The following is a 12,807-nucleotide window of genomic DNA, read 5'->3' as shown; positions in this document are numbered from 1 at the left end:
TGACATGTTGTGTGGGGTGATTCTTACTTCGTTTGAAACTTAAGAAACGTCTTTAGATGTAGGGGTTATTGTTATATCCGTAGGTTCTAAGTTTGAGAGAATGTTTGTTAGGTTGAATGGTTTTAATGATCAAGCACTTTTCCAGAACTAATTTGCTCGTTCTTCTCTTCATCAATGCCGTACTTTTGGTCAATTTTGTCGCTTACTTTCGCATTCACAAATAAGATAATGATAAACGTTAAAACTGCACCCTGAGCCCCCATGAAATAATGGAATGGCAGCCCGTTTACCGAAAACGTGGATAGCGGCCTTGCAAACAGGACAACACCAAATGAGACAAGAAATCCAATGATTAAATAGATAATAATATTTCTTGTTCGCTCCCTAAAGTATCCTTCTGCAATCTTCTTATCAACTTTTTTCAACTACTAGCACCTCCATAAAAATATAATTGGACTGGACTTTCGGTTGCACCCTTCAGTTTGGCATCACCCCCTTCAAGCTTGATTAATATAAACCAATACTTTTATCCAAGATTAAAAATAAAACGAATCGTCTCCCCAAGCGGTGCCGGAAAACGGATAATTTCAAAGATAAAGTACCCAAAAATAGACACAAATGGCAGAAGTAAAAACAAGGGGCGCTTACGCTTAAACGCCATAAAAAGGCTGAAAATAACAATAAACAGCATTAAGTATAAGATCATGACAGGTTCACTCCTTATAATGTAAGCGTTGTCAATTAATGAATATTAGAACAAGTACATTTACTATATGTACGACATACATTTTGTAATATTACGAAAATTACTACATTTTCATTATGAATTTTTTTCCAAGGCTCGTCAAGGAAAGATTTTGGCGAAATTTGGGAGGGGGTTTTAGGGGATTTATATTTCAAGAGGGGATTATTATGGCATCACTTTGAGGGATTCGGTATGGTGAGGGTATGAAAACTAGCTAATCGTACCCTCACTTGCAAGATTATTAGACTTTGAGGGTATGATTAAGCCCTTATCATACCCTCAGTCTTATTTTTTTGCGCTACTGACGGTATGATTATTGAAAAGGAGTAACTTTTAGAACGACTTTTGGAGTTTTATGGAAAAGGTTATGGCATAAACTACTTTTATGGCAATACGTCTGGGTTATTCTGGATAAAATCATTGCATAAAAGCCTTATATGACATTACTTTTGGAAATTAAAGTAAAAAGTATCAACATAAACATCTCATTTCAGTATTTGTGTAAACAACCAACTATAAAACCACCTTATGATTGTCCTTTTTAGAAAAACCCTACAACAACACAGCCCCATACACGAGTGACCCGACAATTACATACGCAGGGTGGACCCTCCATTTTTCAAGCAGCAAAAAACTCACCACCACTAAAATAAGTGTATGTACCAACCCTGCGTCCTCATACGATTCCGCAAAAAAACGATACGCCATTGCCCCAAGGAGTACAGCGATCGTCGGACGGATATAGTTCGTCATCCGTTTAACCTTTGGAGTATGCTTGAACTTCTTCAAAATACTCAGCAAACCTATCATTAAAAGCAACGAAGGAGCGACTGTTGCAAAAACAGCAACTACTGCACCCAATATGCCCGCCTGTTGAAAACCGATATAGCCGGCCATCTTCGTTGCAATTGGTCCTGGCAGTGCATTTCCGATCGCAATGACCTCACTGAATTCATGAACGGAAAGCCAATGATAGCGATGAACAACTTCATTTTCAACAAGTGGAATTGAGGCTGGCCCGCCACCATAGCCAAGAATACCCGGAATTAAAAAGGCAAGAAAAAGCTGCATGTAGATCATTGTTGTTTCTCCTCCCGCTTGTCCTTTTTCAACAAGGCAACTACTAGTAAAACTCCAACTAAGATTCCTGGATGTACTCCCAACACATCTAAAACCAGTATACTGGCGACTCCAAGAAAAATGGCTCTCGTCCAACCAAGACCTTTTTTCGCATTCATGAAAAATTCCCAGGTGAGTTGAGCAAGCATGACCCCAACTACGGCCAGCACTGCTTTTGTCATTCCCTGCACCCAACTAAGATTTTTAAATGAAGTCAATGAAGTGAGTAGTACAATCATTAATAATATCGTCGGAACTGAGGTTGCCAAAATCGCATTGACCATGCCAAGCCAACCGCCAACGCGATACCCGATATAGCCGGCCATTTTTGTTGCGATCGGACCAGGCAACGTATTCCCGAGCGCAAGAATGTCACCAAAATCATCATCATTTAGCCATTTGTAGCGATCTACCGCTTCCTTATGCACAAGCGGAATCGATGACGGACCACCGCCATACCCAAGTATACCTACTTTGAAAAACGCGTAAAAAATATGTAATTGCTTCATTTTAAATTCCTTTCTGAAGCTTTCAATGTAAAAAGAGGAAGCCTAAATTAGGCTTCCTCTTAGTGTTTTCAATTATTTTTCTTGTATTCAAATGGCTATTAGCCTTAATTTTAATTTATTGGCCGTAAATCTAAATTATCAGCCATAATTCAAAATTTTTAGCCATAAACCCATGTCTACTCCCCAAGCACTTCGATCATCGCGCGAATGGACTCTGTCAAATCCGCCAACGACCAACTCGGAATGCCCGATTTCTTAAGCGCAAGTTCATGTGAAGCAGGAATATGGATGAATCCCGCTCGCATCGGGAGTTGTTCTTGTTCAATTTTATGCAAAACGGAGTACATCACATTGTTGCAAAGATACGTCCCTGCTGTGTTCGAAATTGTGGCTGGGTAGCCTTTTTCAATAGATGCATTTACAAACGCTCGAATTGGTAATGTCGAAAAATAACCCGCTGGACCGACTTCATCAATTGAAGCATCCTGTAATCTCACACCGCTATTATCTGGTTCACCATCGCGACAATTAATCGCAATCCGCTCCGGTGTGACTTTATTTCTGCCTGCTGCAAGGCCTAATGAAATCACGACATCAGGCTTTACCTCATTGACATGCTCGATACATTGTCTTGCTGACTCTGCAAAATCAACCGGCAGAATCCTTCCAACAATCTCGTATCCTCCGATTGTTTGCCCCTCCAATGCCTTCACAACCTCCTCAGTCGGATTGATTGGATTATCTAAAAATGGGACAAACCCTGTTAATAATAGTTTTTTCATTCTTTACACCTCTTTTTATGCTAGAAAAAATGCTCCGTATCCTAATGCGCCAATAATCACATAGGCTGGGTGGACCTTCAGCTTTTCCATTAATACAAAGCTCACCACAATGATGATGATGGTTTGTAATAAGCCTGCACCTTCATATGAAGTTGCAAAAAAGCTAATTGTCATTGTTCCGAGTAAAACGGCAATTGCTGGACGAACATAGCTGGACATGCGTTTTACCTTTGGTGAATCCTTGTGTTTGTATAAAAAGCCTAACAGCACTACCATTAGAATGAGTGATGGTGCCACGGTTGCAAAGATGCCAACAAGCGCACCTGGGATTCCCGCTACATCATACCCAATATAGCCGGCCATTTTTGTCGCAATTGGTCCTGGAAGTGAGTTTCCAAGAGCGAGTACCTCACTGAATTCAGAAACCGTTAACCAGCCGTAACGTCCCACAACTTCATTTTCAACAAGCGGAATTGAAGCTGGCCCACCACCATAACCGACAATTCCTGGTATAAAAAAGGCTAAGAAAATTTCCCAATAAATCACATGCCAACACCCTTTTCTATTGATTGCTTAACCTCTGGAGCTTTGTCTTTCTTAACGATTGCTGCGACTAACAGAACTCCAATGATGATTCCAGGATGAATCCCAACAAACTCGATTAATAAAAAACTTACGACGATGATTCCTACCGCAAACTTCCAACCTAACGAGTCCTTTGACTTTTTAAAGAAATCCCATGTTAGGGTTGCAAGCATCACACAAACAACTGGGACAACAGCCTTTGTCATCCCTTGCACCCATGGCTGATCTTTAATAGAAGTTAAAAAGGTTAACAGGATAATCATCATAAAAATAGTGGGAACTATGGTTGCTAATACGGCATTAATCATTCCCAACACACCTGCGACACGATACCCGATATAGCCGGCCATTTTTGTTGCAATAGGTCCAGGCAATGTATTTCCAAGGGCGAGCACATCAGCAAATTCATCATCGTCCATCCATTTGTACTTGCCGACTACCTCTTTATGAACGAGTGGGATTGAGGAGGGGCCGCCCCCATACCCCAACAGCCCCACACGTAAAAATGCTAAAAATAAATCAAGTTGTTTCATACTATCAACTCATTTCCGTTTCAATTACCAAGATGCAATACTACCGTCTGTTCTCGCTTCCGTACCACCTGCAAGGACACCTGTCTTCGGATCTCTCCAGATGATTTGACCTCGACCAAAGCTACCACCATCAAGTGCCACTTGAATTTGGTGCCCACGTCTAGCAAGCGCTTGGGCAACATGTGAAGGGAAGTTTGGTTCCACCAACACTTTTTTATCCTCAATCCATTGCCATCTTGGAGAATCAAGTGCTGCCTGTGGGTTCAGATGAAAATCAATCGTATTCATTATAACCTGCGTGTGGCCTTGTGGCTGCATGTATCCACCCATAACACCGAATGGACCAACTGCTTCCCCGTCCTTTGTTAAGAATCCAGGGATAATGGTGTGATACGTCTTTTTACCCGGCTCTAATGCATTTTCATGACTAGGGTCTAATGAGAAATCATGACCACGGTTTTGTAGAGAAATTCCTGTGCCCGGGATAACAATTCCAGAGCCAAAGCCCATGTAGTTACTTTGAATATAGGAAATCATGTTTCCTTCAGAGTCAGCTGCCGCTAAATACACGGTTCCTCCACGTGGTGGTGTTCCTGGTTCTGGAGCGAGAGCCTCATCACCAATCAGATTTCTTCTTTGTGCCGCAAATTCTTCAGATAAAAGGTGTACAGCAGATACTGACATTTTTTCAGGGTCTGTCACATATTTCTTCCCATCGGAAAAAGCTAGTTTCATAGCTTCAATCTGCTTATGGTAGGTTTCGACTGATTCTTTTTCCTTAATGTCAAAGCCGTTCAAGATGTTGAGCGCCATCAATGCGACAATTCCTTGCCCATTTGGTGGTATCTCCCATACATCATAGCCTCGGTAGTTCACTGAGATTGGCTGCACCCACTGAGGTTTATAGTCTGCTAGGTCCTCTTTTGAAAGGAAGCCTCCATGCTCTTTGAAGAAAGCATCTATTTTATCTGCAAGCTCGCCTTCGTAAAAACTTTTTGCATTGGTTTCAGCAATCGAACGAAGTGTATTCGCATGGCCTTCAGAGCTCCAAACCTCTCCAATTTCCGGTGCGCGCCCTTCAGGTGCAAACGTGTCAAACCAGCTATTAAACTCTGGATCCTTAAACGTTTCTTTATATTTGTTATAAGCTGCTTTCCAGTATTTTGCTAGAACAGGTGATAATGGGTAGCCTTCTTCCGCATATTTTATCGCTGGCGCTAAAACTTCAGTTAACGGAAGTTTACCAAATCTGCGTGATAGCTCTGCCCATGCGGACGGAACTCCTGGTACCGTAACTGGAAGCAAGCCATGTGTCGGCATTTTTTCATGACCTTTTGCTTTTACAGCATCAATCGAAATGCTTTTCGGTGCTGGTCCGCTTGCGTTTAAACCGTGCAGTTCACCTTTCACCCAAACAAGTGCAAAGGCATCCCCACCGATTCCGTTTGAAGTAGGCTCTACAACAGTTAAAGTCGCTGCCGTAGCAATTGCGGCATCAATCGCATTTCCACCTTTTTTCAAGATATCCAAACCTGCTTGCGCCGCTAATGGCTGTGATGTTGCGACCATCCCATTTTTCGCAAAAGTCGCCATCCGTTGTGAAGCATACGGGTAATTCAAATAATCAAGATTCATTTTTACTAATCCCCCTCTATGTACCTCATTTTTGACAATTGTTAGTTATTTTTCAAAAATCAACTAACAAACGGAATATCTAAGTTATAATTATGATTATAATTGAAATTTAGAATATATTCTATAACTTTGATAAAATAAGTAAAAACGCGGGAAAATCGGGCTAACGGCGGATGACAAAACGTAAGCAAGTCCTATTTTTTTGGTGTGTGTTGTATGAACCGATGGTAAAATATACGTAAGCAAGTAAACCGTGAAATGTGGTGATACAATGAAACTCGATGAAACTGATAAAAGAATTCTCGAGCTTTTGACGATAAATGGGCGAATGTCCTACGTGGATATTGGAAAAGAACTTGGTCTTTCAAGGGTATCGATTCGTGAGCGCGTCAATCAACTGATTGAAAAAGGCGTGATTGAAAAATTTTCTGTTGTGATTAATTCTGAAAAAGTTGGAAAAGGGGTATCAGCCTTTTTCGAGGTCGACTGTGAGCCTTCTTCACTTGTACGTGTAGCTGAAACTCTTGCAAACAATCCAAGTGTCGCAAGCTGCTACCAAATGACTGGGCCAAGTACCCTGCATATGCACGTTCTTGTGGAGGACTTTGCGAAGCTTGAAAAATTTATTAACGAAGAGCTCTATAGCTTGGACGGAATTACGAGGGTGGAAAGTCACATATTGTTGAGACGATTTAAGAGTCGGACGGGTCTTAAATTATAAAGGTGTTGGGGAGTTTTCCCGACACCTTTTTTGCTTTTGTGGTAGATGAGGTGAAATAGTGGAGAAATTATAATAGTCCTATGTTTTTAAGGAACAATAAAGGAATAAGGATATAAAGCGAGGAGTTTTATGAAAAAGGTTGTTATGATTTTTCTATGTCTTCTTATACTACTTCTTCCATCACAAGTTTTTGCTCAACGTAAGGTTCCTATTTTGGTATATCATTCAATCGATGAATTTACAGGGGTGGGTTCGAAGGATTTATATGTAACACCATATAATTTCGAGAAACAAATGATTTATCTAAGAGACCACGGCTTCACATTATTAACATTTGATCGATGGAAAGACATTGATAAAGTAAACAAACCCATTTTCATTACCTTTGATGATGGATACAAAAACAATCTGAATGCTTTTCGTATTTTTCAAAAACTGAAAAACGAGCGTTTTAAACCAACTGGTACCATTTTTGTTATTTCTGACTTTATCGGTCGTTCCAACCGATTATCAAAATCGGATTTAAAAATGATGGCTGATTCGGGAATCATCTCCATACAGTCTCATACCGCTACACATCCTGATTTGACGAAAATAAAAAATGGTGAATATGAACTGAAAGGATCCAAAGATAAAATTCAAAAAATAACGGGTAAACCAGTTATCGCTCTTGCATATCCATACGGAAATTTTAGTAACAAGGTCGTAGTAGAAACGAAGAAATACTATTTGTTTGGACTTACGACAACTCCTGAACTATTTTCTGAGAAGGGCATAAAAGATGAAGTCTATCTCTTGCCACGAATCTATATCAAGTATTCAACTACTCTTGATGACTTTGCAAAAATTGTTGAAGGAGAATAGAGGCGATTCCTATAAATAGTAAAATAACAAGGCATAGCCAATTGGCCATGCCTTGATTCAATATTACATGGTGTCGAGGCGAATGGGCCTGACACCTTTTTAAAAAGTTTAGTAACGGAAGTTTGTTCCGGCTAGGTCTGATTGACCTTTGTAAGTTGCGTAGGCGTACACATTATAATATTGACCTTTGGCTAATGTAACGCCATTAGTAAGGGTTCCATCCCATTCAAAGTACTGATAGCCAGCAGGTACATTTTCATAAAATGCAATGTCACCTAAGTATTCTAGTGCCTGACCAGCCGCATTTGATCGATACACAAAGAATTCTACTGACTCTGCCCCACCTGGGAATAAACCACCAACCTGAGTTAAATTACCATTTTCACCGAATGAAACAAAGACCGCTTCAGCACGAGGATAATCAGGTTCTTTTACAAATAGGATGGTCGGAACATCAAATGTTTCCTTACCGTCGCTAATCTTGATTGAACCTTCATAATAGCCTGGTTCAAGCTTACCAGCATCCACTTGAACATTCAGATTAACCTTTTGTGATTGGCCAGCATTCACTTTTAAATTGTTGCTGGTCATTACCTTAATGCCCGCTGGGTTACCCGCAAACGAAACATCAAAATTATATGTTTTTCTTTCTTTTGATAGATTTTCTAGTGTAAAATGTTGCTTTTCTACTTGTTTCCCTTTGTCCTTGTAAAACACACCAAATGAATGGCTACCAGGAGTAGCAAGTGTTTCTGTATTGATTGCATCAAGTGGACGGATACTTCCAGCCCCTTGGGTATTGTGCGGATATACATTTCCATTTGCATCCTTTAACTCCACTGCAGTATTCATTAATGCTGCTTTTACATCTTCTACAGACCAGTCAGGATGTGCTTGTAAAACTAATGCAGCTGCACCAGCAACATGCGGAGAGGCCATACTTGTACCTTGCTTCGCACCATAGCCACCTGGGATGGTACTCGTAATGTTTACACCTGGTGCTGATACGTCGGGCTTGATCATCCATGTTTGAGTTACTGGCCCACGAGATGAGAAGTCAGCCATCAATTCGCCTACACCGTGGGAGAATTCGATATTGAAGCTTACATTGTTATTGCCGTTTTCTAATTCAGTAAGTAATTTTGCCCCATCATCTTGTGAAACCTTAATGGTTGGAACTGCCATTCCAGGCACATCTGGTTGCTCACCAGCTACATTATTATAAATAATCGCACCTGCTGCGCCCGCTGCTTTAGCTGCAGAAGCTTTATCAACGAATGCGATTCCTGCTCCACGGCTAATTAATGCGATTTTACCCTGCAGATCTTTTCCAACAAACTCTGCTGGTGAACCAAATCCAACATGGACAAACTCGAATTCTTTCCCATTCAAAGCGAGTAATTCAGCATCACTTGGGAAACCTTGTACCTTTGCAGATGAATATTCAACGCCCGCAGAAGTTGTAATGGACGCATTATACACATTATACGGAAGCTGTGTAGCCCCTACAGAAATAGCGTCACGAGATGTACCCGGTGATCCAACTGTCCAATTCATAGGTCCAGCATTCCCGTTTGAAGTAACGGCTACGACTCCTTCTGCCATCGCCCAGTCTAGCGCAATGCTTGTCGCATAATCTGGATCATTCAGTGAGTTACCTAACGAAAGGTTCATCACATCAGCGCCATCTTGAACAGCCTTTTCGATTCCTGCGATTACATTCTCAGATGTCCCGCTACCGCCAGGACCTAAGACACGGTATGCTAAAAGTGTAGCCTCAGGTGCTACTCCCTTAATACCACCGTTTGCCGCTACTGTACCAGATACGTGCGTACCATGGTCCGTTTTTGCTCCACGCGGATCGTTAGCTGGTGTTTCCTGAGGATCATTGTCGTTGTCTACAAAATCCCATCCTTTGTAGTCTCCAAATGCATGATTTAAGTCAGGGTGAGTATAATCAGCACCAGTATCAATAACAGCTACTGTAATTCCTTTCCCTGTATAACCCGCTTCCCAAGCATCATTAGCACCAATAAATGGAGCACTATCAGCCATTTGTGGACTAAATTCCTCTTGTGAAATGGTCTCACCAGTATCCTCTGTAATCGTATATTCGACATCAGGATATACTGCTTTTACCCCTGGAACAGACAGTAGTGCGGGGATTTCATTTGCTTTTAATTCAACCGAGAATCCAGAGAATACGTAATCGTACTCGCGGTTCACCTTACTAGACTTCGCAGCTTGTTTCACTGCGTCTTTAACTTTTTTACGTTCCTTTGCTAGATTTGCCTTTGTTTGAGTTTTTCCTGCATGTTTTGCTTCCACAATCGATGTTTCTGTCATTTCCACGATTACTGTAGTAGATTTTGAGGATTTAAGATCTATATTGCCATGTAGTTCTGCTAACTGTTTTGGAGCAGAGGAATTTGTGTCGTTTGTTTGTGCGAAAGCTCCCATTCCAAATGAAGAAAATGCTAATAAAAAGGTTAATAGGATAAATATAGGTTTAAGTGTTCGTTTTTTTCTCATGACCAACGCTTCATCTCCCTAATCATAATATTGAGTTAGCCTTTTCCCCTAAATACATACTCCCTCCTTTTTAACATTTTTTGCAAGGCCTTCCCCAATACTACATAAATTCACCCTTTCTTCTTTTTTGTCCTTGAGCATTCGTACTCATTGTTTCGTCATTGAAAATAATACTATCAGACTATTTCTGTACTATTTTCGAGTTTATTCGATTTTTTTAGATTAGAATTTTTAAAAATGCCATTTTTAATGACAGATAAACCTAACTTTTGCTGATAATATTTAACAAATTAGAAGAAAATAGAAGAAGAAAGGAGGGATTGCAAATGTCTGCGATTAAATGGTTAACAGGATTATGCCTTGCGCTGGCGCTTCTTGTGGTTGGTTCACTTGGTGTATTTGCCGAAACTCAGCCTTTGGAGCCGATTCAAAAAATTGAGGTCGAATTGAACGATGATTACTTTAACCCAAAAGCCATCACGATTCCCAAAGGAAAACCGATTGTGTTGGTCTTGAAAAATAATGGCGTTAAAGAACATACCTTTACAGTACAAAAGCTCGGAATCGACTATGAAGTGAAACCAAAACAAATAAAAATTGTGACTGTGGAACCGAAAAACGCTGGTACATATGAACTGATATGTAGATACCACGAAAAAGAAGGAATGGTCGGACAGGTAATCGTAAAATAATAGGCACGGCCAATTGGCCATGCCTGTTTTTGGTTACGCTGCTCTTTCCTTTTTTGCAAAGAGATAAATGGAACTCACGAGCAGGACAAGAATCAATAGAAGCGAGACAGTCAAAGATAATGCAAATTGTTTGTCTGGACTTCCTGTTAAAAGCAGTGAACTTGCGTGTGTTGAGAGCCTCGCGGGACTCCAGGTCATCCACTTAGATAATAATGAAGTGAGTGCTGACAACCCAATCGCAACTAGCAACGACATAAACGCTACAAAGATATTACTTTTAAATAATGAGCTTAATAGTAGTGTAACGGTCATGAGGAACACAAGCCAAGTCCCGTACACGAGTGAACCTTTCATTAGTTCGCCAAATTCTAGGTCACCGATTAATACTCCCGTGTAATACCATGACGCTAAGATGCCTAGTAAAAATGAACCCAACGTCATGATCGTGATGCTTACCCATTTTGCTGTAATGTAATTTGCGAACGAAACCGGTTTTACAAGAATGATATCAGAAACGCCACTGTTTTTTTCCGCCGCAACAATCCCCATAAACGCTAATACCAACACGAGAACCCCGATTTGGCTGTACTGTCCGAAGGTTTGCACGAGCACCTCTTGTGGGGTTGGCACCGGGATATCAAAGACCGCTCCCTCTGGCAACTCACCCGCTGCTTTGATGATTTCCGGCAAATAATAAGAGGTTACAGGCTGCATGATCCCAAGTAAAATGAAGACAAGTGGAATCCACAGGATTTTAAAATTCCGCGTCATCTCAATCCATTCTTTTTTAAATAGCACTGACCACTGTCTCATGACTTCACCACCTTCATGAATACATCCTCGAGGGACGATTGCCCAATTTTAAACGTTGATACTGGTATATTTTTAGTCAATATATCTTGTAAAATAGCATTTCTTGCAGGTTCAAGTTGAGAAACAACAATTGTCGCTGTTGTGCGCTCTGCCGTCACTTCATGAACCGAGTCAATTGCGGTTAAACCGCTTGCCCAAGTTGTAATATCCGTTTCTGCTTCAATAATGATCACATCATGCTGGTGCTTTTTTCGTAGACCAGAGAGCGTATCACTTAATGCCAATTCTCCTTTACGGATAATGACGATATCATCACAAACTTCTTCTGCGTCATGCAACACATGTGTTGAAAATAGAATCGTTGTCTTCTTTTTCAATTCCCGCATCATTTCAATGACTTCGCGGCGTCCGACAGGGTCTAATGCAGAAACTGGTTCATCAAGCATGACCAGCTTTGGTTCATGAATCATCGCCTGTGCAATCCCGAGGCGCTGCTTCATTCCGCCCGAAAAACCTCCGATTCTCTTTTTCTTTGCATCTGAGAGTCCTACCAACTCTAGTAATTCATCCGCTTTTTGCTGGGATTCCTTTTTCGATAAGTGGGCAAGTTGCCCGACATAGACCAAAAATTCATTTGCCGACATCCAATTGTAAAATACAGGGTGTTGCGGTAGGTATCCGATGTATTTCCGATTGTCGCCATTTTCCATGCCATCAAAGGAAATTTTACCTGAGGTAGGATGAAGAAGGCCCGCCAACATCCGTAAAGTCGTTGTTTTCCCCGCTCCATTCGGGCCTAGTAAAGCTGTACAGCTTCCTTTTTTAATATCAAAGGAAAGATTGTTAACCGCCGTTTCCCTTCCAAACCGTTTCACCAAATTTTCAATCGAGACCAATGTTTCCGTCATTCTATCTCTTCCTTCCGATTACAAAATAGAGAATCGGGCCAAGTATACTGACCAAAAGGATGACAAACACCCACAAAATCTTTGGTCCATTCGTTTCTTCACTTCTCACAAGATCGACTATGGCCGTTACTAATAAAATTAATTGAATCACAATGATCGGAGCAATAACCGCCCAATTTATTCCTTCAAGTCCTGTCATGCTGAATCACGTCCCCTTCAATTTGTTTTCCGAAGATAATACGACCGAGGTTCGGAAAAAGTTCAGTGCAAATTAAAGTTTTTTTGGGACACGGGGACAGGTCCCTCGTCCCACCATATTTTTACAGGGACACGGGACCTGTGAACTATAACCCGAATAATGGACAATTT

15 protein-coding genes are annotated in these 12,807 nt (G+C 40.9%); 3 read left to right on the top strand and 12 right to left on the bottom strand.

The features are described from left to right. Positions 1–122 precede the first annotated feature (122 nt). The 8 genes from CKK03_RS06650 to CKK03_RS06615 all read right to left on the bottom strand — a co-directional run bounded on the left by CKK03_RS06650 (position 123) and on the right by CKK03_RS06615 (position 5,908). Entirely contained in the window at positions 123–425 is a 303-nt protein-coding gene (locus tag CKK03_RS06650) for a DUF4212 domain-containing protein (RefSeq protein ID WP_099361847.1), read from the bottom strand. Between the two features lie 101 nt (positions 426–526). Further along, on the bottom strand, positions 527–706 hold the full coding sequence (locus CKK03_RS06645) for a hypothetical protein (protein ID WP_099354549.1): 180 nt from the start codon (positions 704–706) through the stop codon (positions 527–529). A 591-nt stretch (positions 707–1,297) separates the two neighbouring features. Then, positions 1,298–1,825 carry a chromate transporter gene (locus tag CKK03_RS06640; RefSeq protein WP_099361846.1) on the bottom strand — a complete coding sequence of 176 codons (528 nt, stop codon included), beginning with the start codon at positions 1,823–1,825 and terminating at the stop codon, positions 1,298–1,300. Beyond that, positions 1,822–2,373, bottom strand: coding sequence for a chromate transporter (locus CKK03_RS06635; RefSeq protein WP_099361845.1), 552 nt, complete (start codon positions 2,371–2,373; stop codon positions 1,822–1,824). The genes CKK03_RS06640 and CKK03_RS06635 overlap by 4 nt, the downstream gene beginning before the upstream one ends. A gap of 176 nt (positions 2,374–2,549) precedes the next feature. Beyond that, positions 2,550–3,155 (bottom strand): pyroglutamyl-peptidase I, encoded by a 606-nt coding sequence (gene pcp, locus CKK03_RS06630; protein ID WP_099361844.1) that lies wholly within the window; start codon positions 3,153–3,155, stop codon positions 2,550–2,552. Between the two features lie 15 nt (positions 3,156–3,170). After that, the gene (locus CKK03_RS06625; protein WP_099361843.1) at positions 3,171–3,701 is read right to left on the bottom strand and encodes a chromate transporter; all 531 of its coding nucleotides are present in this window, start codon (positions 3,699–3,701) and stop codon (positions 3,171–3,173) included. After that, positions 3,698–4,273, bottom strand: coding sequence for a chromate transporter (locus CKK03_RS06620; protein ID WP_099361842.1), 576 nt, complete (start codon positions 4,271–4,273; stop codon positions 3,698–3,700). The genes CKK03_RS06625 and CKK03_RS06620 overlap by 4 nt, the downstream gene beginning before the upstream one ends. A gap of 24 nt (positions 4,274–4,297) precedes the next feature. Next, positions 4,298–5,908 carry a gamma-glutamyltransferase family protein gene (locus CKK03_RS06615; protein ID WP_099361841.1) on the bottom strand — a complete coding sequence of 537 codons (1,611 nt, stop codon included), beginning with the start codon at positions 5,906–5,908 and terminating at the stop codon, positions 4,298–4,300. Between the two features lie 271 nt (positions 5,909–6,179). On the opposite strand from CKK03_RS06615, the gene CKK03_RS06610 reads away from it, so the two are divergent. Both CKK03_RS06610 and CKK03_RS06605 read left to right on the top strand, forming a co-directional pair. Next, the gene (locus CKK03_RS06610; RefSeq protein WP_099361840.1) at positions 6,180–6,629 is read left to right on the top strand and encodes an Lrp/AsnC family transcriptional regulator; all 450 of its coding nucleotides are present in this window, start codon (positions 6,180–6,182) and stop codon (positions 6,627–6,629) included. Positions 6,630–6,758: 129 nt separating this feature from the next. Continuing rightward, positions 6,759–7,493 (top strand): polysaccharide deacetylase family protein, encoded by a 735-nt coding sequence (locus CKK03_RS06605; RefSeq protein ID WP_099361839.1) that lies wholly within the window; start codon positions 6,759–6,761, stop codon positions 7,491–7,493. 108 nt (positions 7,494–7,601) lie between these two features. Here the strand turns inward: CKK03_RS06605 and CKK03_RS06600 are convergent, their stop codons facing one another. Then, positions 7,602–10,025, bottom strand: a complete 2,424-nt coding sequence (locus CKK03_RS06600) for a S8 family peptidase (RefSeq protein WP_099361880.1) — start codon at positions 10,023–10,025, stop codon at positions 7,602–7,604. A gap of 326 nt (positions 10,026–10,351) precedes the next feature. On the opposite strand from CKK03_RS06600, the gene CKK03_RS06595 reads away from it, so the two are divergent. Continuing rightward, a complete protein-coding gene (locus CKK03_RS06595) occupies positions 10,352–10,717 on the top strand; it encodes a cupredoxin domain-containing protein (protein WP_099361838.1) in 366 nt (121 codons plus the stop codon). 33 nt (positions 10,718–10,750) lie between these two features. Here CKK03_RS06595 and CKK03_RS06590 read toward each other — a convergent pair whose 3' ends face one another. The 3 genes from CKK03_RS06590 to CKK03_RS06580 are packed head-to-tail and all read right to left on the bottom strand — an operon-like array spanning position 10,751 to position 12,637. Continuing rightward, a complete protein-coding gene (locus CKK03_RS06590; protein ID WP_099361837.1) occupies positions 10,751–11,530 on the bottom strand; it encodes an ABC transporter permease in 780 nt (259 codons plus the stop codon). Then, positions 11,527–12,438, bottom strand: coding sequence for an ABC transporter ATP-binding protein (locus tag CKK03_RS06585; RefSeq protein WP_099361836.1), 912 nt, complete (start codon positions 12,436–12,438; stop codon positions 11,527–11,529). Before CKK03_RS06585 ends, CKK03_RS06590 begins: the two co-directional genes overlap by 4 nt. A 1-nt stretch (position 12,439) precedes the next feature. After that, the gene (locus tag CKK03_RS06580; RefSeq protein ID WP_099361835.1) at positions 12,440–12,637 is read right to left on the bottom strand and encodes a PLDc N-terminal domain-containing protein; all 198 of its coding nucleotides are present in this window, start codon (positions 12,635–12,637) and stop codon (positions 12,440–12,442) included. Positions 12,638–12,807: the final 170 nt, after the last annotated feature.

Origin of the sequence: Fredinandcohnia onubensis (assembly GCF_002734215.1) — a bacterium.
Lineage (GTDB): Bacteria > Bacillota > Bacilli > Bacillales > Bacillaceae_L > Ferdinandcohnia > Ferdinandcohnia onubensis.
The sequence above is the reverse complement of the archived record's forward strand: the minus strand, read 5'-3'. Positions and strand labels throughout refer to the sequence as shown.

Excerpts from the sequence above, each read along its gene's own strand:
- CKK03_RS06645 (WP_099354549.1), bottom strand. The coding sequence starts at position 706 with ATGATCTTATACTTAATGCTGTTTATTGTTATTTTCAGCCTTTTTATG.
- CKK03_RS06635 (WP_099361845.1), bottom strand. The coding sequence starts at position 2,373 with ATGAAGCAATTACATATTTTTTACGCGTTTTTCAAAGTAGGTATACTT.
- CKK03_RS06605 (WP_099361839.1), top strand. The coding sequence starts at position 6,759 with ATGAAAAAGGTTGTTATGATTTTTCTATGTCTTCTTATACTACTTCTT.
- CKK03_RS06610 (WP_099361840.1), top strand. The coding sequence starts at position 6,180 with ATGAAACTCGATGAAACTGATAAAAGAATTCTCGAGCTTTTGACGATA.
- CKK03_RS06585 (WP_099361836.1), bottom strand. The coding sequence starts at position 12,438 with ATGACGGAAACATTGGTCTCGATTGAAAATTTGGTGAAACGGTTTGGA.
- CKK03_RS06595 (WP_099361838.1), top strand. The coding sequence starts at position 10,352 with ATGTCTGCGATTAAATGGTTAACAGGATTATGCCTTGCGCTGGCGCTT.
- CKK03_RS06620 (WP_099361842.1), bottom strand. The coding sequence starts at position 4,273 with ATGAAACAACTTGATTTATTTTTAGCATTTTTACGTGTGGGGCTGTTG.
- CKK03_RS06640 (WP_099361846.1), bottom strand. The coding sequence starts at position 1,825 with ATGATCTACATGCAGCTTTTTCTTGCCTTTTTAATTCCGGGTATTCTT.
- CKK03_RS06600 (WP_099361880.1), bottom strand. The coding sequence starts at position 10,025 with ATGAGAAAAAAACGAACACTTAAACCTATATTTATCCTATTAACCTTT.
- CKK03_RS06615 (WP_099361841.1), bottom strand. The coding sequence starts at position 5,908 with ATGAATCTTGATTATTTGAATTACCCGTATGCTTCACAACGGATGGCG.
- CKK03_RS06590 (WP_099361837.1), bottom strand. The coding sequence starts at position 11,530 with ATGAGACAGTGGTCAGTGCTATTTAAAAAAGAATGGATTGAGATGACG.
- pcp (WP_099361844.1), bottom strand. The coding sequence starts at position 3,155 with ATGAAAAAACTATTATTAACAGGGTTTGTCCCATTTTTAGATAATCCA.
- CKK03_RS06580 (WP_099361835.1), bottom strand. The coding sequence starts at position 12,637 with ATGACAGGACTTGAAGGAATAAATTGGGCGGTTATTGCTCCGATCATT.